Raw genomic sequence first — 19,301 nt, forward strand, 5'->3', positions numbered from 1 at the left:
CCGGTCAGGAACCCAGGACCTTCTCCAGTGCCCCGAGCGCGGACTCCAGCTCCTCGCCGGTGATCGTCAGCGGCGGCGCCAGCCGAATGGTGGAGCCGTGGGTGTCCTTGACCAGGACCCCCTCGCGCTGGAGGCGTTCGCTGATCTCGCGGCCGGTGCCGATGGCCGGGTCGACGTCGACACCCGCCCACAGGCCCCGGGCGCGGAACCCGGCGACGCCCTTGCCGACCAGGGCGGCCAGACCACCGCGCAGGACCACGCCCAGCTCGGCGGCCCGGCGCTGGTACTCGCCCGTCTCCAGCAGCTCCACGACGGCCGTGCCGACCGCGGCCGCGAGGGGGTTGCCACCGAACGTCGAACCGTGCTCACCCGGACGCAGCACGCCGAGCACGTCCCGGCGGGCGACCACCGCGGACACCGGGACGATGCCGCCGCCCAGCGCCTTGCCCAGCAGCAGGACGTCCGGGACGACGCCCTCGTGCTCGACGGCGAGGGTGCGTCCGGTGCGGCCGAGACCCGACTGGATCTCGTCCGCGATGAACAGGCAGCCCTTGCGGCGGGTCAGCTCGCGCACGCCGGTGAGGTAACCGTCGTCCGGGATGATCACGCCGGCCTCGCCCTGGATGGGCTCGATCAGCACGGCCGCCGTGGTCTCGTCGACCGCCGCCTCCAGCGCCGCCAGGTCGTTGTACGGCACGATCCGGAAGCCCGGCGTGAAGGGGCCGAAGCCCGCCCGTGCGGTCTCGTCCGTGGAGAAGCTGACGATCGTCGTCGTACGGCCGTGGAAGTTCTCCGCCGCGACCACGATCGTCGCCCGGTCGGCGGGGACGCCCTTGACCTCGTACGCCCACTTGCGGGCCACCTTGATGCCGGACTCGACCGCCTCGGCGCCCGTGTTCATGGGCAGCACCATGTCCAGGCCGGTCAGCCCGGCCAGCCGCTCGGCGAACTCGGCGAGCCTGTCGTTGTGGAAGGCGCGCGAGGTCAGGGTGAGGCGGTCCAGCTGGTCGTGGGCCGCCTGGACGAGCGCCGGGTGGCGGTGGCCGAAGTTGAGGGCCGAGTAGCCGGCCAGCATGTCGAGGTAGCGGCGGCCCTCGACGTCCTCCACCCAGGTGCCCTCGGCGCGGGCGACGACCACGGGCAGCGGGTGGTAGTTGTGCGCCAGGACCGGTTCCTCGGCGCGGATCAGCTCGGCGGACGAACGCGTGGTCACGGGAGCGGTCATGAACGGATCTCCTGAGTGCAGCACTTGATGCCGCCGCCTGCCTTGCGGAACTCGGACAGGTCGACGGGCACGGGGACATAGCCGCGGTCGGCGAGAGCGGTGGCGAGGGACTCGGCCTGGGGCGCGATGAAGACGTTGCGGCCGTCGGAGACGGAGTTCAGGCCGAAGGCCAGCGCGTCGTCCAGGGTGGCGAGCACCGCGTCCGGATACAGCCGGGCCAGCACCTCGCGGCTGCCCGGGGAGAACGCCTCCGGGTAGTAGGAGATGTTGTCGTCGTCCAGGACGAACAGCGCGGTGTCCAGGTGGTAGAAGCGCGGGTCCACCAGCGTCAGGCTGATCACCGGGTGGCCGAAGAACTCCTGCACCTCGCGGTGCGCCTCGCGGGTCGTACGGAACCCGGTGCCGGCCAGGACGTAGCGGCCCGTCCAGACCAGGTCGCCCTCGCCCTCGCAGACGGCCTCGGGACGGTGGACGTCGAAGCCGGCCGCCTTGAACCAGGTGTCGTAGTGCGTGGACTCCGGGCGCCGTTCGGGCGCGTGGAAGAGGGAGCCGAAGACGCGGCCGTCGACGACGACCGCCGAGTTCGCGGCGAAGACCATGTCCGGGAGGCCGGGGGCCGGCTCCAGGGTGTCGACGGTGTGGCCATGGGCCCGGTAGGCGCCGATCAGCGCCTGCCACTGCTCCTGGGCCAGATCCACGTCGACGCGGACATCAGGGTGCATCCAGGGGTTGATCGCGTACTGCACGGCGAAATGTCTGGGTTCGCAGACGAGGAAGCGCCGCCGGCGCGGCACACGGGAATCGGACACAGAGGGGTTCCTCCGCTTCCTGCGGTGTCGAGGGTGGGTTGACACCAAGGTAGGAAGTGACCGACTAGGGCGACAAGGAACGAGAATTGCGTGTCCGCGCAGGAATGCTGCGTCTTGGGCCCCTTCCACGCAGCGCCGCTGCGTGTTCGGACGTTTATTCGGGAGCCGGTTGGGTGGCGCCTGCCTCCGGGCTCTCCGGGAGCAGATGGGACAGCACCATCACGCTGATCGTCTTGCGGATGAAGGGCTCCACGCGGATGCGTTCCAGCACCTCCTCGAAGTGCTCCACGTCCCGCGCCCGTACGTGCAGCAGCGCGTCCGCGCCGCCGGTCACCGTCATCGCGGCGGTGATCTCGGGATGGTTGCGCACCACCTCCGCGAGCCGCCGGGGCGGGGCCGCGCCCTCGCAGTACACCTCGACGTACGCCTCCGTGCGCCAGCCGAGCGCGGCCGGCTGCACCGTGGCCGTGAACCCGGTGATCACGCCGGTGTCGCGCAGACGGTCCACCCGCCGCTTGACCGCCGTGGACGACAGCCCGACGGCCGCACCGATCTCGGCGAAGCTGGTCCTGGCGTTCGCCATCAACGCGGTGATGATCTTCCGGTCGAGCTCGTCGAAGGGGGCCGGCCTGCTGTTCATGTCGGCACTGTATCCAGCACGAACGTCCACACCACCGCACATGTCCACAGGTGCGGATTCCACCTACACTCCGGGTTCATGCTGCGCGCCCTCGCCGTCGACGACGAACGCCCCTCGCTGGAGGAACTGCTGTATCTGCTGAACGCGGACCCGCGCATCGGCAGCGCGGAGGGCGCAGGCGACGCGACCGAGGCGCTGCGCCGCATCAACCGGGCGCTCCAGTCCGGTCCGGGCGGTCCCGAGGCGATCGACGTCGTCTTCCTGGACATCCACATGCCCGGCCTCGACGGACTCGACCTGGCCCGCCTGCTGACCGGGTTCGCGAAGCCGCCGCTGGTCGTGTTCGTCACCGCCCACGAGGACTTCGCCGTACAGGCCTTCGACCTCAAGGCCGTCGACTACGTCCTCAAGCCGGTCCGCAAGGAACGCCTCGCGGAGGCCGTGCGCCGGGCCGCCGAACTCACCGGCAACACCCCGCGCATTCCGGTGCACGAGCCCGACCCCGACCAGATTCCGGTCGAACTCGGCGGCGTGACCCGCTTCGTCGCCGTCGACGACATCACCCACGTCGAGGCCCAGGGCGACTACGCCCGTCTGCACACCGACAGGGGCAGCCACCTCGTACGGATACCGCTGTCCACCCTGGAGGAGCGCTGGCGCTCCCGCGGCTTCGTGCGCATCCACCGCCGCCACCTGGTCGCCCTGCGGCACGTCGGCGAACTGCGCCTGGACGCGGGCACGGTGAGCGTCCTGGTCGGCGCCGAGGAGCTGCAGGTCAGCCGCCGCCATGCACGCGAACTGCGGGACCTGCTGATGAGGAGGCCCTGACCGTGCCCAACCAGGATCCCGCCGAGCGTCGCGTCCTCGTCACCGGCCCGCCCCGCCGTACCCGCCGCGCCTCCGGTTATTACCGTCCGCGCACCGAGATCGACGAGCAGACCACCCTCGGCCACACCTACGTCCGCTCCCTCATGCGCACCCAACTGCGCGCCGCCCTCGCGGTGTTCGCGTTCCTCGGCCTGCTGATCGGCCCGCTGCCCCTGGTCTTCGCCGCCACACCGGACGCCCGCCGCCTGCAGTGGGTGATCCTCGGCTTCTGCCTCTACGCCCCGATGGTCCTGCTCGCCCTCTGGTACGTCCGGCGCGCCGAGCGCAACGAACGGGACTTCGTGCGCCTCGTCGAAGACAGATGACCGAAGACAGATGACCCAAGACGGATGAACGAGGACCGATGAACGAGGACCGATGAACTCCAGTTATGCCGTCCCCGCCGTCGCCCTCGTCGTCGTGGCGACCGTCCTGGTCGGCGCCTTCGGCCTGCGCATCTCCCGTACCACCTCCGACTTCTACGTCGCCTCCCGCACCGTCGGCCCCCGCCTCAACGCGGCCGCCATCAGCGGCGAGTACCTCTCCGCCGCCTCCTTCCTGGGCATCGCGGGCCTGGTCCTGGTCCAGGGCCCCGACATGCTCTGGTACCCGGTCGGCTACACCGCGGGCTATCTGGTCCTGCTGCTCTTCGTCGCCGCCCCGCTGCGCCGCTCCGGCGCCTACACCCTGCCCGACTTCGCCGAGGCCAGACTGGCCTCGCAGGCGGTGCGGCGGCTGGCCGGGGCGTTCGTCGTCGGCGTCGGCTGGCTGTATCTGTTGCCCCAACTCCAGGGCGCCGGGCTGACATTGACGGTACTGACCGGGGCGCCCGGCTCGCTGGGCGGGGTGATCGTGGCCGTCGTCGTGGTCGCCACCGTCGCCGCCGGCGGAATGCGCAGCATCACCTTCGTCCAGGCCTTCCAGTACTGGCTCAAGCTCACCGCCCTGCTGGTGCCCGTGCTGTTCCTGGTCCTCGCCTGGCAGGGCGACGGCGCGCCCCGCCACGCCTTCGAGGAGCCGGCGACCTTCCGCGAGCAGCGCGTCGTACGCATCGAGGACAGCCTCGACCTGAAACTGGACCGACCGCTGACCGTCACCGTGACCGGCACGGTCGACGGCCGCCCCCACGACGGCGGACGGATCCAACTGCCTCCGGGCACCCACCACATCGAGCGGGGCACCCGGCTGACCTTCGCCAAGGGCACCACCGTCCCGACCGCCGACCGCGGCACCAACGGCGGCATGTCCACCTCGCTGGCCTCCAGCCGCGAGGAACGCCCGCTGTACGCCACATACGGGCTGATCCTCGCCACCTTCCTCGGCACCATGGGCCTGCCGCATGTCGTCGTCCGCTTCTACACCAGCCCGCACGGCGTCGCCGCCCGCCGCACCACCGTCGCCGTGCTCGGACTGATCGGCGCCTTCTACCTCCTGCCGCCCCTGTACGGCGCCCTCGGCCGGCTCTACACCCCCGAACTCACCCTCACCGGTGACGCGGACGCCGCCGTCCTGCTGCTGCCCGACCGCATGATCGGCGGCGTCGGCGGCGACCTGCTGGGTGCGCTGGTGGCGGGCGGCGCCTTCGCCGCGTTCCTCTCCACGGCGTCCGGCCTGACCGTGGCCGTGGCCGGAGTGCTCACCCAGGACGTCCTGCCGACGCGCGGCGTACGGCACTTCAGGCTCGGCACCGTGCTCTCCATGGCGGTGCCGCTCGCCGCCAGCGTCATCGTCGGCGGGCTTCCCGTCGCCGACGCCGTCGGGCTGGCCTTCGCCGTGTCCGCGTCGTCGTTCTGCCCGCTGCTCGTCCTCGGCATCTGGTGGCGCAGGCTGACCCCGCCGGGCGCGGCCGCCGGGATGCTGATCGGCGGCGGTTCGGCGTTCCTCGCCGTGGCCGCGACGATGGCCGGCTTCCCCGGCACGGGCTCGCTGCACGCCTTACTGGCCTGGCCCGCCCTCTGGTCGGTGCCGCTGGGCTTCCTCACCATGGTGCTGGTGTCCTTGGCCACCCCGGGCCGCGTGCCGGGCGGGACCGAGGCGATCCTGGCGCGGTTCCATCTGCCGGAGGAACTGCGTGCGGAGGCGAAGGCATGAGCGGATTCCTCGCCGGGCTGTGCGTGGCCGTCCTGCCGCTGCTGGCCGCCGGGTTCTGGCTCGGCCGACGCACCGCACGCCCCGAGAGCCTCGGCGGACTCGGCACCCCCGTCGAGCACGCCACCTTCCAGACCCTGCACACCGCCTCCCTGGCCGCACCCCCGCTGCGGGCCGGGCTGACGGAGGAGACCGCCCGCAAGTCCGCCCGCCGGCTGCGCACCCTCCTCGGTACGGACGCCCTGTGTCTGACGGACCAGAAGGAGGTCCTGGTCTGGGACGGCGTCGGCGGCCACCACCGCGGCGAGATCATGGAACGCCTCGCCGGACCGCTGGAGACCGGCCGCGGGGAGGCCTTCCGCCTCAAGTGCCCCGACCCGGACTGCCGGGTGCGCTGGGCGGTCGTCGCCCCGCTCACCGTCGACGACCGTGTGCACGGCGCCCTGGTCGCCTGCGCGCCCCGCGAGTCCGCCGTCCTGGTCCGCGCCGCCGGGGAGGTCGCCCGCTGGGTGAGCGTCCAGCTGGAGCTGGCCGATCTCGACCAGTCCCGCACTCGTCTGATCGAGGCCGAGATCAAGGCACTGCGCGCCCAGATCTCCCCGCACTTCATCTTCAACTCGCTCGCGGTGATCGCCAGCTTCGTCCGCACCGACCCCGAGCGCGCCCGCGAACTCCTCCTGGAATTCGCCGACTTCACCCGCTACTCGTTCCGCAGGCACGGCGACTTCACCACCCTCGCCGACGAACTGCACGCCATCGACCACTACTTGGCGCTGGTGCGGGCACGCTTCGGCGACCGCCTCTCCGTCACCCTGCAGATCGCCCCCGAGGTCCTCCCGGTCGCCCTGCCCTTCCTGTGCCTGCAGCCGCTCGTCGAGAACGCCGTCAAACATGGCCTGGAGGGGAAGACCGACAAGAGCCACATCAGCATCACCGCGCAGGACGCCGGCGCCGAGGCCCTGGTCGTCATCGAGGACGACGGCGCCGGAATGGACCCCGACCTGCTGCGCCGCATCCTCGCCGGCGAGGTCAGCCCCTCGGGCGGCATCGGACTGTCCAACGTCGACGACCGCCTGCGCCAGGTCTACGGCGACGACTACGGGCTCGTCATCGAGACCGCCGTGGGAGCGGGCATGAAGATCACCGCCCGGCTGCCGAAATACCAGCCGGGGGTGCACTCGGCCGGGCGGCTGAGCGAGGAATGAACGGCACGCGCCGCGGATGCGTCACGTGCTGCGGGAGGCGACCATCCCGAGGGTGAGCAGACCCAGCACGACCCAGCCGAACCACAGCCAGCCGTTGGAGCCCAGGGCCACCGTGTAGGCGGTCACCACGACCAGGCCACCGACCGTGATCGCCCCCATCGCCTTCGTAGAACCGTCCGTAGAACCGGGCATCGCAACACCCTCCTCAGGATTCGTCCCCCTCCATGGTGCCCCCGTTCTGCTTCCGTACCGTGCAGACGACGAAATGCGTGCCCGACCTCCAGGCGCCCTGGCTGCTCCAGGAACCGGAGGTGTACACCGACGGGTCGAAGCCGTAGTCCCGCGGCGGCACGTCCTTCGCACAGGCCGCATCCGACTGCGTACGGGCCTCGGTGAGCGTGACGTCCCTGCCCAGCCGGGTGAAACCGAGCACCTGCTCGTCGTGCGGGCCGCTGCAGGACACCAGCCGGGCGTCCCGGTCGGAGTGGGTCTGCAGACAGTCACGGCGCTGCATGTTCGCCGTGTCGGTGAAGTCCGAGCCGACCTTGCGCCGATCGCCCAGCGGCCCGTACACCGGCCCGTGGGCGCCCAGCACCAGACAGGCGGTGCGCCGTCCCACGGCCTCGAACCCGGCCCCGGTCGGCACGACGGCGAGGCTGCGGACGTCCGCCAGCCGCTCCCGGATCTCCTGCGTCCGCTCCTCGCACCGGGCCGGCCCCAGCTTGCGCGCCTCGTCCGCGGACGCGGCCGACACGAACGCCATCACCTGCCCGTCGGGGGCCTGGTCCCGGCAGGACGGATCGGGCGTCAGCCGCGGCACCCCCTGGAAACGGTCGCCCGGCCAGTCCGCGAGCACACATTCCCCGCCCTGGAGCGCCGCGGAAAGCCCCACGGCCGAACCGTACGGCGAAGCCGCGCCGTCGCCGCCGCTCTTCTGGTGCGCCATGGCGTACCAGACCCCGCCCAGGGCCAGCACCAGACCGAGCGAGACGGCCAGGACCGCCCGCAGCGCCCGCGGCAGCTCACGGCGACGGTGGGCGGGACCGGACACGGACGCGACGACCGGCTGCCCGAAGCCGTCCGTGCCTGGCCCGGGCGGAGCGGGAGCGGCTGCGGACCCGGCCCAGGGCGGCTGCGAACCCGGGTCGGTCTGCACACGGGCGTACCCCTCGGCCTGCGGTGTGACGATCCGCGACAGCGCCGCCTCGGCCTCAGGGGCGGACGGCCGCCGCCCCGGATCCTTCACCAGCAGCGCCTGCAGTACGGGGCCCAGCGCACCGGCGCGCACGGCAGGACGCGGCTCCTCCATGACCACCGCGGTGACCTCGGCGAGATGCGACTCGCGTTCGAAGGGGCCGTGGCCCTCGACGCCGTGGTAGAGCGTGCAGCCCAGCGAGAAAAGGTCGGCGGCCGGGGTCGGCGGCCCGCCCGTCGCCCGTTCCGGCGCCAGATAGCCCGACGTCCCCACCAGCACGGACGCCAGCGTGTACCGCGTCTCGCCGGCGTCGGGCTGCACCGATATGCCGTAGTCGGTGAGCAGGATGCGCCCGTACGGCGCTCCGGAGCGGTCCGGAGCGAGCAGGATGTTCGCCGGTTTCACGTCCCGGTGCATGACGCCCCGCTCGTGCCCGGCGGTCAGCGCGTCCAGTACGGCCAGCCCGATGCGGGCGCACTCCGCGGGCGCGAGGGGGCCGCGCGTCTCGACCAGCTCCTTGAGGTCGACGGCGCCCGCCACGTACTCCATGACGATCCAGGGCAGCCCCTCGTGCTCCAGCACGTCGTGCACCGTCACCACATGCGGATGGCCGCGCAGCCCCGCCGCGTGCCGGGCCTCCGCGCGCGCCCGCGCCACCCGGGCCTCCCGCTCGTCGCCGGTCGGGTCGGGGTCACGGAACACGATCTCCTTGAGCGCGACCTCGCAGGCGAGTCTCTGGTCGTGGGCGAGCCACACATGGCCCATGCCACCGCTGCCGAGCCGGTGCAGCAGCAGATAGCGGCCGGCGATGACCCGGCCCACTCCCGACGTAGGTGATCCTGAATGCATCCGGTGACTCCCGGGTTCTGCGGAGGCGCTACGTGATCGCGGTCGAGGCGGGCCCGGAGCTCGCGGGCTCACTCGTGGCAGGTGCACTGCTCACCGGCCCGCGGGTGACCGGAGCGCTCGTGGTCCCGGGCGGCGGGGCGCTCTTGGTGACCGGTTTGCCGGGCGGGGGCGCGCTGCTGGTCACCGGTTTGCCGGGCGGTGGGGCACTGCTGGTGACCGGGGCGCTGGTCGCCGCGGGCGAACCGGTCTTCGCCGGCGGCGAACTGGGCGGTGCGCTCGACGGGGGCGCCTTGGAACCGGGCGGCGCACTCGACGAGGGTGCGGAGGACGACGCCCCTGGGCCGCTGCCCGACGACGACGGTGATGCTGGTGACGTTCGGGACGACGACGGTGAGGACGGCGGCACCGTGGACGGCCCGGACGGCCCGGACGGCCCGGACGGCCCGTACGTCGAGGGCGGCGGGGGAGCGGTCGCCTCGTGGGAGGTGCCCCCGGACACGCTCAGCGTCACGTACGCCCCGAACCCCAACCTGCTCCCCGCCGGCGGGTCCGACGCCGTCACCCGCGCGTCGTCGGGCGGTCGCGCCGTCCCGTCGTACCCGACCGCGAGCCCCGCGTCGGCCAGCCGTCGGCTCGCGTCCCCGAACGTCGTCCCGGTGAGCCGGGGCACCGCACGTTCCTTGCGTGTGTCGAAGGTCTTGTCGTGCGCTCCCGTCGTGCCGACCGGCCGGTCGATGCCCAGGGCGGGATCGCCGACGTCGACCAGAACGAGCCGTGGCATTTTCCGGGGCGCCGGTTGCACGGCCACCACGGAGGAACGCTGATATCCCCGCCACTTCTTGTTCCCGTCCCCGAACTTGACCGAAATCCTGTTCGTGTCACCCGTGAAGGGACGCAGTGGATTTCCGCACGAGCACTTCACAGCCGGAAGTCCCTGTTCATCGACGAGTACGGCGATTCCCGCCTGCAGCAGGGAGTCGAAGGGAACAGCCTTTCCCTTCCTGTAGTCGTGATTCTGCATGAGCGTGTCGTGACGCAGGAGAACTGGAGTGAGCCGGTCCAGGTATCCCGGAATCTCATCCGTGGTGATGTCCAGCGCTGTCGCCCATGCCTGCGCCTTCTGATGATTACCGGGGTCCGTGAGGAATTCCTTGAGCTGCTTGATGTCGCAGATGGTCGGCTTCCTCGTGCCCCCGTACAGGCCGGGCGTGTCACCCTGCTGCAGACTCCCCTGCACCGTCTGCGGCCTGAGGGCGGCGTCGTGACCCAGCCCGCTGCCCTCGTCGAAGAAAGGCGCGAGAGAGGGAACTCCCGCGGCCACCGCCTTCACGACGAGCAGTGGTGTACTTCGATCACAACCGCTGAGCGCCAGTACGAAAACGAGCAGGACGGCGAGCTTGCGAATCGCCGATTTCCCGGCCCCTTGCATAAATGCGCGAAGTGTCATCACCGCTCCCCCCGGCGGTTCCCCCAATGCACTTCATGCTACTGAATACTTCCGGACGGCGAGGCCCTCAATGCCCGCGTGCGTTCAATGAGGCCAAATAGGCGTTGTATGCCTCGAGTTCCTTGTCGCCGTCACGGTCGGCGGCCCGGTCCTTGCGCCGGGCCTGCCGCTGCTCGGAGCCGTACCACTGGAACAGCAGGGCGAGCAGCACCAGCACGGAGGGGATCTCGCTGAATGCCCAGGCGATACCGCCGGCCGCGGTCTGGTCGGAGAGCGCCTCGATGCCGAGCGAGGCGGGCGGGTTCTTGAACGTCTTCACCATCGGCGTGGACGCCATCATCAGGGCGATGCCGAAGAACGCGTGGAACGGCATGCCCGCGAACAGCTCAAGCATCCGCATCAGATAACCCGGTCGCTGCGGGCCGGGGTCCACCCCGATGATCGGCCAGAAGAACACGACGCCCACGGCGAGGAAGTGCACCATCATCGCGATGTGCCCCGCCTTGGAGCCCATCAGGAAGTCGAAGATCGGTGTGAAGTACAGCGCGTACAGGCTCGCGATGAACAGCGGAATGGTGAACGCGGGATGCGTGATGATCCGCATGTACCGGCTGTGCAGCAGCATCAGCAGCAGCTCGCGCGGCCCCCTGCGGCCGTTGCCCGCGGTCGGCAGTGCGCGCAGGGCGAGCGTGACGGGCGCGCCGAGCAGGATCAGGATCGGCGACAGCATGCTGATGACCATGTGCTGCACCATGTGCACGCTGAACATGACCATGCCGTAGTCGTTGAGCTTCGTGCACATCACGAGCCCGATGGTCAGCACACCGAGCACGAACGACACCGTCCGCGCCGCCGACCACTTGTCCCCGCGCCGCCGCAGCCGCACCACGCCGTACGCGTACAGTCCGAGCCCCACCACGCAGGCCACGAGGAAGAACGGGTCCGCCGACCACTGAAGACCCCGCCCCAGCGTGAACGGCGGCAGATGCATGGTCATGCCGTGCCCGCTGTGATCCATTACGCCGGCTCCTGATTCGTGGGGGGTTGTGCAATGTGTCCGCCCCACAGACTAGAACCGCCCCCGGCGCACATCGTCACCGGGGGCAGCTGCAGCGCCCCGTCAGGGGCGCGGGGAACTGCGCGATCCACCGCACACGACCCTCAGACTGCATCGCTCCAGCAGCCCCGCGGCGATAGTCAGAGCACGCACTCCGCTTCGTCGTACCGCTCCGAGGGCACGGTCTTCAACGTCTCCACGGCGGCAGCCAACGGCACCATCACGATGTCCGTCCCCCGCAGAGCGGTCATCTTGCCGAACTCACCCCGGTGCACCGCCTCCACCGCGTGCCAGCCGAAGCGGGTGGCGAGCACACGGTCGTACGCCGTCGGTGTGCCGCCCCGCTGGACGTGACCCAGGATGACCGGACGGGCTTCCTTGCCGAGGCGCTCCTCCAGCTCGATGGAGAGCTGGCGGGCGATCCCGGCGAAGCGCTCGTGACCGTAGATGTCCTTGCCGCCCTCGTCGAACTCCATGGATCCGGCCTTGGGCTTGGCGCCCTCCGCCGCCACGACGATCGCGAAGCGCTTGCCCGCCTCGAACCGCTCGCCGACCCGCCTGGCCAATTCCTCGATGTCGAAGGGCCGTTCCGGGACGACGATGGCGTGCGCGCCGGCCGCCATGCCGGAGTGCAGCGCGATCCAGCCGGTGTGCCGGCCCATGACCTCCACGACCAGGACGCGCTGGTGGGACTCGGCGGTGGTCTTGAGCCGGTCCAGGGCCTCGGTCGCAACGCCGACGGCCGTGTCGAAGCCGAAGGTGACGTCCGTGACCGCGATGTCGTTGTCGATGGTCTTCGGGACGCCGACGATCGGCAGCCCGCTGTCGTACATCAGCCGGGCCGCCTTCAGCGTGCCCTCGCCGCCGATGGGGATGATCGCGTCGAGGCCGAGTTCCTCGACATGGCCCTTGGCCCGCTCCACACCGTCGCGCAGATGCGAGGGCTGGACGCGGGAGGAGCCGAGGATGGTGCCGCCGCGGGCCAGGATGCCGCCCACCGCGTCGAGGTCGAGCTTGAGGTAGTCGCACTCCAGGAGGCCTTTCCAGCCGTCCCGGAAGCCGATGACCTCGTCGCCGTGGTCGACGACGGCGCGGTGCACGACGGACCGGATGACGGCGTTCAGGCCGGGGCAGTCGCCGCCGGACGTGAGGACACCAATGCGCATAGCCCGAAAGAACCTTCTCAACGTGGGCCGGGGCCGGACCACGTCGTCCGGCACGAACCCCGCCACCCTAGCGGCAGAAGGGGGCGGGATCGCACCGTGCGTCCGCCTGCTGGACGGCCCCGCTCACCTGTGCGGACGGGGCGTCAGACGGGCTGGTGGAGCGGACCTTGCCGCCGGGGGTCAGGCGGGCTGCTGGGCTGCTGCGATGCGCTCGTTGCGCAGGGCCTCGTACCAGCGGTCGTCGGTCGGGGGCAGCGCGTTCACGTCGAGCGCCAGCTTCAGCAGCAGGTCGGCGATCAGCGGGTTCCTGGCCAGCACGGGCCCGTGCATGTAGGTACCGAAGACGGTGTCGTTGAACGCGCCCTCCGTGCCGTCACCCGTGCCGTTGCCGTTGCCGAACTTGACCTTGGCGAACGGGCGGGCCGTCGGGCCGAGGTGGGTGACGCCCTGGTGGTTCTCGAAGCCGGTCAGCGGGGGCAGGCCGAGGCGCGGGTCGATGTCGGCGAGCACGTCACCGACGCAGCGGTCGCCCTCGCCCCGTACCGAGACCACGTCGAGCAGCCCGAGGCCGGGCTCGCGCTGGCCGAGGTCGTTGATGAACTCGTGGCCGAGGATCTGGTAGCCGGCGCAGACCGAGAAGACGATCGCGCCGTTCTCCACGGCCCGGTGCAGTCCGCCGTCCCGGCGCAGCCGCTCGGCCGCGAGCCGCTGCGGACGGTCCTCGCCGCCGCCGATCAGGTAGATGTCGCCGGAGGTCGGGATCGCCTGGTCGCTGCGCACGTCGAGGCGTGCCACGTCGAGGCCGCGCTGCCGGGCGCGGCGCTCCACGACGAGGACGTTGCCCTGGTCGCCGTACGTGCTGAGCAGGTCGGGGTAGATCCAGACGATCCGCAGTTGGTTGTCGCTCACGAAAGTCCCCTGTGTCAGTTGCCGACGCGGCGGCGCAGGTCCTGGAAGGCGGTGTAGTTGGCGATGACCTCGATCCGCCCCGGCGGGCTCATCTGCACCGCCTGGTCGAGGTCGTCGCAGACCTGGAAGTGCTGGTTCGCGACCTCCAGACGCACCGCGAGGTCCAGCTTGCGGTCGCCGATCACACAGATCGGGTGGCCGGACAGACGCGTGTAGTCGACGTCCCACAGCCAGGAGGTGTCGGTGCCGTCGGCGCTGCGCGCGTTCACCGAGAGGATCACCGGGGTGGGCGGAGGATCGATCAGGCTGAACGTTTCGAGCCAGCCCGCCGGGTTCTTCGCGAGCAGCAGCCTCAGGTCGCGCTGCTGGAACTGCACCACGTCGTAGCGTCCGGCGACGGCCTGCACCTGGTACATGCGTTCCAGGGCGACCTGCGGCGGCACCCCGAAGACGGCGGCCACGGCGGCGGAGCTGGCCGCGTTCGCCTTGTTGGCGCGCCCGGGCAGCTGCAGATGGATCGGCCAGGCGGACCCGTGCGGGTCCAGGACGTGGTCCCCGGAGAGCGCCCAGCTCGGCGTGGGCCGGCGGAAACCGCACTCACCGCAGAACCAGTCGTCGCCCGGGCGCTGCATCACACCACCGCAGGAGGGGCAGGACCAGGCGTCGTCCTTCCACATCTGCCCGGCGGCGACCCAGATCACATTGGGGGAGGAGGACGCGGCCCACACGACCAGAGGGTCGTCGGCGTTGGCGACGATGACGGCCTTGGACCCGGCCAACCCCTCTCGCCAGTTCTCCGCGAGCATGCGGGTCTCCGCGGCGCGGTCGAGCTGGTCGCGGGAGAGGTTCAGCAGCGCGATGCACTTCGGGTCGGTGTCCCGGGCGACCCCGGCGAGGTACTTCTCGTCGACCTCGATGACCCCGAACCGGGCGTCCGAGCTGCCCGCGAGGGCCGAGGTGATGCCGGCCGGCATGTTGGCGCCGAGCGCGTTGGAGACGACCGGGCCCGCGGCGCGCAGCGCCTCGGCGATCAACCGGGTGGTGGTGGTCTTGCCGTTGGTCGCCGAGACCAGGGTGACGTCCAGGTTCTGGGCGAGCCGCGCGAGGAGGTCGGGGTCGAGCTTGAGCGCCACCCGGCCACCGATCACCGAACCGCTCCCGCGCCCCGCGGCGCGCGATGCCGCCGCGACCGCCTTACCCGCGGTCACGGCCAGCTTGGCCCGCGGCGTGAGCGGGTCCGAGTTGCCTGCCATGAGTTCTCGATCCTCCTTGCGTACGCGCCGCGCCTCTGCCTGACGGCAACGTGGTGTGGACCTCAGCCTATCGAGATCCATTCACAGTCCCGAACCGCCGTACCCTGACGGCCATGCGAAACAGCTCCATTCCGGGCGCCCGAGGGCGCGTCCGGCCCCTCATCCTGCTCGGGGACCCGGTCCTGCACACCCCGTGCGAGGAGGTCACCGACTTCGGCCCCGGACTCGCCGCTCTCGTGGAGAACCTGTTCGCGACGATGTACGCGGCGCAGGGCGTCGGTCTGGCAGCGAACCAGATCGGTGAACCTCTGCGCGTCTTCGTGTACGACTGCCCCGACGACGAGGACGTCCGCCATGTCGGCCATGTGGTGAACCCCCGACTCGTCGAGAAGGACGGCGTGGTGATCCGCGGCCCGGAGGGCTGCCTCTCCCTACCGGGCCTGGAGGCAGGGACGGAGCGCTACGACCATGCGGTGGTGGAGGGCTTCACGGCGACGGGCGAGCCGATCATGGTCCACGGGACGGGCTTCTTCGCCCGCTGCCTGCAGCATGAGTGCGACCACTTGGAGGGCAGGATCTACGCGGACCACTTGACGGGCTGGCGCCACCGCCGCCTGATGCGACAAGTGACGCGCGCCTCGTGGTGCCGGACGGGCGCACGTACCCAGGGGCGCGGGGAACTGCGCGACAAGCCCCCACCGACCCGCGGATAAGACACGAGCCTCAGAACCCAGGACTGCCTATCCTGTCGCCGGCCGCAGCCAGCCGCCCCCACAGCAGGTCCGCCAGGCTCCGCACCAACTCAGCCCGCGAACAAGGCCGTTCCCCCAACCACCAGTCCCCGGCGGCATGCATCATGCCGACTATCCCGTGCCCCCACACCCGAGCCAGCTGCTGCCCCCCGGGCCCGAGATCCAGCCGGTCCTCGATGACCTGCGCCAACTCCTCGCCCATACGCCGCAGCAGCGGAATCGAATGCTTGCCGACGTCGAAGCCCTGCTCCCCACCGGGGCTGCCCTCCGCCGGATGCATCAGGAACCGGTACACCTGCGGACGTGCCTCGATCGCCGCGAGATAGGTGTCGAGGGTCGCCTCGACCCGCTCCCGCCGGTCCGCGGGGGCGTCCAGCGCCGCACGGAGCGAGTTCAGCAGCGCGTCGGTGTGCCGCTTGGCCAGCGCGGCGTACAGTCCGCTCTTGTCGCCGAAGTGCCGGTACAGAATCGGCTTGGTGATGCCGGCCTCCGCGGCGATGGCGTTCATCGAGGCCTGCGGTCCGTCGCGCAGCACCACTCTGTCCGCGGCCTCCAGCAGCTCGCGCCGACGTCGGTCGGCGGACCGCTGCTGCTCGGTCCGCTGCGTGGTGTCCATGAGCTCTCCCCACCCGTGCTTATTCGGTGACGCCTGCGCAAACTAACACTCAACATGGCCCCTGCATCGAACGGGCTGCCGACCCGTCCCGACCGTCATCAGGAGTTGACTTTTCCTACCCGCGAGTAACACACTGGCGTTACCGCTAGTAACACGCAAGAGCACCACCGCCGCTGGAGGGGTCATGGCCGAGTTCACCATGGAGCTCAACGACGAACAGAAGGAGGTCCGGGACTGGCTGCACGGCTTCGCCGCCGATGTCATCCGTCCTGCGGCCGCCGAATGGGACGAGCGTGAGGAGACTCCCTGGCCGGTCATCCAGGAGGCCGCGAAGGTAGGCATCTACTCCCTCGACTTCTACGCCCAGCAGTACTTCGACCCCACCGGCCTGGGCATTCCGATGGCCATGGAGGAGCTGTTCTGGGGCGACGCGGGCATCGCCCTGTCGATCGTAGGCACCGGGCTCGCCGCCGTGGGCGTTCTTGCCAACGGAACCGAGGAACAGATCGGCACCTGGATCCCGCAGATGTACGGCGATGCGAACGACGTCAAGGTCGCCGCGTTCTGCTCCTCCGAGCCCGACGCCGGTTCCGACGTGGCCTCCATGCGTACGCGTGCCGTGTACGACGAGGCCAAGGACGAGTGGGTGCTCAACGGCACCAAGACCTGGGCGACCAACGGCGGTATCGCCAACGTCCACGTCGTGGTCGCGGTCGTCGACCCGGAGCTCGGCTCCAAGGGGCATGCGTCCTTCATCGTCCCGCCGAACACGCCGGGCCTGTCCCAGGGCCAGAAGTTCAAGAAGCACGGCATCCGCGCCTCGCACACCGCCGAGGTCGTCCTGGAGGACGTCCGGGTGCCCGGCTCCTGCCTGCTCGGCGGCAAGGAGAAGCTCGACGAGCGCCTCGCCCGTGCCCGGGAGCGGGCGAAGGCGGGCGGCGAGCGCGTGAAGAACGCGGCGATGGCCACGTTCGAGGCGTCCCGACCGGCCGTCGGCGCCATGGCGGTCGGTACCGCCCGCGCCGCGTACGAGGTCGCCCTCGACTACGCGAAGACGCGGGAGCAGTTCGGCCGCCCCATCATCGACAACCAGGGCGTGGCCTTCCAGCTCGCGGACATGCGCACCTCCATCGACGCCGCTCGGCTGCTGGTGTGGCGTGCCTCGTGGATGGCGGTCAACGGCAAGCAGTTCACGGCCGCCGAGGGGTCCATGTCGAAGCTGTTCGCGAGCGAGACCGCGAAGAAGGTGACCGCCCAGGCGGTGCAGATTCTTGGGGGTAACGGGTATACGCGGGAGTACCCGGTGGAGCGGATGCATCGCGATGCCGCGATTTACACGATCTTTGAGGGTACGAGTGAGATTCAGCGGCTGGTGATCGCGAGGACGCTCTCGGGGATGTCCATTCGGTAGTACGCGGGCTGCGGGCATGCAGGGGCTTGTCGCGCAGTTCCCCGCGCCCCCGAAGGGGCGCTCCCGTCACCGGTGTTTCAGAGGCGTCAGTTGCTCGATGTCGTAGCGGCGTCTCAGGTCCTCGATCGCCTGGTGGTCCGGTGGGCCGCCGCTGCCCAGGATCTCCAGCAGTTCTTCGAAGTAGCGTTCATGGTCCGGGGGCGGGCTCGCCTGGAAGAACATCTTCGCGGGTTCGTCCGTCGGGTTCGCGAACGCGTGAGGGCACCCCGGTGGTACGACGATCACCGTTCCCGGTGTCGCGCGGACCACTCGGGTGCCAGAACACGACTCCCACTCACGCCAGTTGTCGGGGGTCCGTACCCGTGGCTCGAAGGCGAGGACGTCCAGTTCGCCTTCGAGTACGTAGAACAGCTCCTCGCTGCGGGTGTGCACATGGGCGCCGACGTCGAAGCCGGGCGGTACCTCCACCTCGAAGGTGGACGCCGTGCGCGAGTGCGTGCCGGTCACCTTGAACGTCACGCGCTGGGCCGGCGTCTCCACGACCCGGCCGTGGCCCGGCGGTACCAGCAGACCCTCCGTCGCCGTCACCGGCTGCTCACCAGGTGACCGGCAGTGCTTCGGGCCCGCGGATCAACGCCCCCTTCTTGAAGGGGACTTGGCCGGGCGGTACGGCGAGCCTCAGGCCCGGAACGCGGTCCAGCAGCGCGTCGACGAGCAGCTGCGACTCCAGCCGGGCCAGCATGCCGCCCGGGCAGTAGTGCGGGCCGAAGCCGAACGACACATGGGGGTTCGGGGCGCGGGTGAAGTCGATCGTCTCCGGGTCCGCGAAGACGTCCGGGTCGCGGTTGGCGGCCAGGTAGGAGACGTAGATCGGGTCGCCCGCGCGGATCCGTACACCTCTGATCTCCACGTCCTCCCTCGCGATGCGCGAGAGCCCGACCGCGTTGCGGTGCGGGATGTAGCGCAGCAGCTCGTCGATGGCCTGGGGACGGATCCTGGGCTCGGCACGCAGCCGTTCGGCCAGGTCCGGGCGGGTCAGCAGGAGGTAGAACATCTGGCCGCTGTTGTTGGTGACCGCCTCGCCGCCGATCTGCAGGAGCACGGCAAGACCCACGGCCTCCTCCAGGGTGATCTCCTCGCGGCCGACGGCGGCACCGAGCAGGGACGTCACGTCCTCGCCGGAGCTGCCCTCCCGGAGCCCGATGAGGTCGGCGAAGTAGGCGCCCATCTCGTTCTTGGCCTTCTCGCTGACCTTCGCGCCGTGCGAGGAGGACAGGATCAGCTGGGTCCAGGTGTGCATGCCGTGCCGGTCGGCGGCCGGGACGCCCATCAGCTCGCAGATCACCGCGATGGGGAAGGGGCTCAGGACGGTCGCGGTGAGATCCGCCGGCGGGCCGTCCTGCAGCAGCTCGTCGACCAGTTCGTCCAGCAGCCGCCGGGACCGCTCGCGCACCCGTTCCACGCCCTTCGCAGTGAACGCGGCGGCCACCGAGCGGCGCAGCCGGGTGTGGTCCGGCGGGTCGAGGAAACCGACCGCGCCGCGCTGCGGGATGAAGTGCGGGGCGAGTCGGGTGACCGGCTGGTCCATCACCGCCTCACGGCTGAAGCGGGGGTCGTTGGTCACCATGCGCACGTCGTCGTAGCGCGTGACCAGCCAGGCCCAGCCCTCGCCGTTGGGCAGCTGGATGCGGGTGACGGGCCCCTCACGCATCAGCTCGGCCAGCACCGGGTCGAAGTCGACGCCGGTCAGGTCGAGGGCCGGCCAGTGCCGGATCGGGGGGAGGGTCTCGGTGAGGGTTTCTTCAGTCATGC

Annotated in this window: 19 protein-coding genes; 6 read left to right on the top strand and 13 right to left on the bottom strand. The window is 70.6% G+C overall.

The annotated features are described in order from the left end of the window. Positions 1 to 4 precede the first annotated feature (4 nt). From rocD to ABD355_RS07415, 3 genes are all read right to left on the bottom strand, one after another. Complete coding sequence (rocD, locus tag ABD355_RS07405; protein WP_344399292.1) at positions 5 to 1,225, bottom strand: ornithine--oxo-acid transaminase; 1,221 nt, start codon at positions 1,223 to 1,225, stop codon at positions 5 to 7. Further along, on the bottom strand, positions 1,222 to 2,034 hold the full coding sequence (gene ddaH, locus ABD355_RS07410) for a dimethylargininase (RefSeq protein ID WP_344399293.1): 813 nt from the start codon (positions 2,032 to 2,034) through the stop codon (positions 1,222 to 1,224). The genes rocD and ddaH overlap by 4 nt, the downstream gene beginning before the upstream one ends. Positions 2,035 to 2,188: 154 nt before the next feature. Continuing rightward, entirely contained in the window at positions 2,189 to 2,674 is a 486-nt protein-coding gene (locus ABD355_RS07415) for an Lrp/AsnC family transcriptional regulator (RefSeq protein ID WP_344399294.1), read from the bottom strand. A gap of 78 nt (positions 2,675 to 2,752) precedes the next feature. On the opposite strand from ABD355_RS07415, the gene ABD355_RS07420 reads away from it, so the two are divergent. From ABD355_RS07420 to ABD355_RS07435, 4 genes are read left to right on the top strand one after another with little or no spacing between them, the layout of a single operon-like run. Then, positions 2,753 to 3,502, top strand: coding sequence for a LytTR family transcriptional regulator DNA-binding domain-containing protein (locus ABD355_RS07420; protein WP_115914108.1), 750 nt, complete (start codon positions 2,753 to 2,755; stop codon positions 3,500 to 3,502). A gap of 2 nt (positions 3,503 to 3,504) precedes the next feature. Continuing rightward, complete coding sequence (locus ABD355_RS07425) at positions 3,505 to 3,867, top strand: hypothetical protein (protein ID WP_344399295.1); 363 nt, start codon at positions 3,505 to 3,507, stop codon at positions 3,865 to 3,867. Between the two features lie 52 nt (positions 3,868 to 3,919). Beyond that, positions 3,920 to 5,632 (top strand): sodium/solute symporter, encoded by a 1,713-nt coding sequence (locus ABD355_RS07430; RefSeq protein ID WP_344399296.1) that lies wholly within the window; start codon positions 3,920 to 3,922, stop codon positions 5,630 to 5,632. After that, a complete protein-coding gene (locus tag ABD355_RS07435; protein WP_344399297.1) occupies positions 5,629 to 6,834 on the top strand; it encodes a sensor histidine kinase in 1,206 nt (401 codons plus the stop codon). The genes ABD355_RS07430 and ABD355_RS07435 overlap by 4 nt, the downstream gene beginning before the upstream one ends. A 21-nt stretch (positions 6,835 to 6,855) precedes the next feature. Here the strand turns inward: ABD355_RS07435 and ABD355_RS07440 are convergent, their stop codons facing one another. From ABD355_RS07440 to ABD355_RS07470, 7 genes are all read right to left on the bottom strand, one after another. Beyond that, positions 6,856 to 6,993, bottom strand: a complete 138-nt coding sequence (locus ABD355_RS07440) for a hypothetical protein (protein ID WP_344399446.1) — start codon at positions 6,991 to 6,993, stop codon at positions 6,856 to 6,858. A 46-nt stretch (positions 6,994 to 7,039) separates the two neighbouring features. Further along, positions 7,040 to 8,878 (bottom strand): serine/threonine-protein kinase, encoded by a 1,839-nt coding sequence (locus tag ABD355_RS07445; protein ID WP_344399298.1) that lies wholly within the window; start codon positions 8,876 to 8,878, stop codon positions 7,040 to 7,042. Positions 8,879 to 8,906: 28 nt separating this feature from the next. Then, positions 8,907 to 10,325, bottom strand: coding sequence for a DUF6777 domain-containing protein (locus ABD355_RS07450; RefSeq protein WP_344399299.1), 1,419 nt, complete (start codon positions 10,323 to 10,325; stop codon positions 8,907 to 8,909). A 67-nt stretch (positions 10,326 to 10,392) separates the two neighbouring features. Further along, positions 10,393 to 11,343, bottom strand: a complete 951-nt coding sequence (locus ABD355_RS07455; RefSeq protein WP_344399300.1) for a cytochrome c oxidase assembly protein — start codon at positions 11,341 to 11,343, stop codon at positions 10,393 to 10,395. A gap of 179 nt (positions 11,344 to 11,522) precedes the next feature. After that, entirely contained in the window at positions 11,523 to 12,548 is a 1,026-nt protein-coding gene (locus ABD355_RS07460; RefSeq protein ID WP_344399301.1) for a 6-phosphofructokinase, read from the bottom strand. Positions 12,549 to 12,728: 180 nt separating this feature from the next. Then, positions 12,729 to 13,457 carry a type 1 glutamine amidotransferase gene (locus ABD355_RS07465; protein ID WP_344399302.1) on the bottom strand — a complete coding sequence of 243 codons (729 nt, stop codon included), beginning with the start codon at positions 13,455 to 13,457 and terminating at the stop codon, positions 12,729 to 12,731. 14 nt (positions 13,458 to 13,471) lie between these two features. Then, positions 13,472 to 14,710: a MurT ligase domain-containing protein gene (locus ABD355_RS07470; RefSeq protein ID WP_344399303.1), complete on the bottom strand. Its 1,239-nt coding sequence runs from the start codon at positions 14,708 to 14,710 to the stop codon at positions 13,472 to 13,474. 113 nt (positions 14,711 to 14,823) lie between these two features. On the opposite strand from ABD355_RS07470, the gene def reads away from it, so the two are divergent. Beyond that, positions 14,824 to 15,423, top strand: a complete 600-nt coding sequence (def, locus tag ABD355_RS07475) for a peptide deformylase (protein ID WP_344399304.1) — start codon at positions 14,824 to 14,826, stop codon at positions 15,421 to 15,423. A 10-nt stretch (positions 15,424 to 15,433) separates the two neighbouring features. Here def and ABD355_RS07480 read toward each other — a convergent pair whose 3' ends face one another. Then, positions 15,434 to 16,078 carry a TetR/AcrR family transcriptional regulator gene (locus ABD355_RS07480; protein WP_344399305.1) on the bottom strand — a complete coding sequence of 215 codons (645 nt, stop codon included), beginning with the start codon at positions 16,076 to 16,078 and terminating at the stop codon, positions 15,434 to 15,436. A 184-nt stretch (positions 16,079 to 16,262) separates the two neighbouring features. Here ABD355_RS07480 and ABD355_RS07485 point away from each other — a divergent pair, with 184 nt between their 5' ends. After that, positions 16,263 to 17,489: an acyl-CoA dehydrogenase family protein gene (locus ABD355_RS07485; RefSeq protein WP_344399306.1), complete on the top strand. Its 1,227-nt coding sequence runs from the start codon at positions 16,263 to 16,265 to the stop codon at positions 17,487 to 17,489. Between the two features lie 66 nt (positions 17,490 to 17,555). On the opposite strand, the gene ABD355_RS07490 is transcribed toward ABD355_RS07485, so the two are convergent. After that, positions 17,556 to 18,077, bottom strand: a complete 522-nt coding sequence (locus tag ABD355_RS07490; RefSeq protein ID WP_344399307.1) for a cupin domain-containing protein — start codon at positions 18,075 to 18,077, stop codon at positions 17,556 to 17,558. Between the two features lie 7 nt (positions 18,078 to 18,084). Continuing rightward, positions 18,085 to 19,299 (bottom strand): cytochrome P450, encoded by a 1,215-nt coding sequence (locus ABD355_RS07495; protein ID WP_344399308.1) that lies wholly within the window; start codon positions 19,297 to 19,299, stop codon positions 18,085 to 18,087. Positions 19,300 to 19,301: the final 2 nt, after the last annotated feature.

This window comes from Streptomyces longisporus (assembly GCF_039532765.1).
Lineage (GTDB): Bacteria > Actinomycetota > Actinomycetes > Streptomycetales > Streptomycetaceae > Streptomyces > Streptomyces longisporus.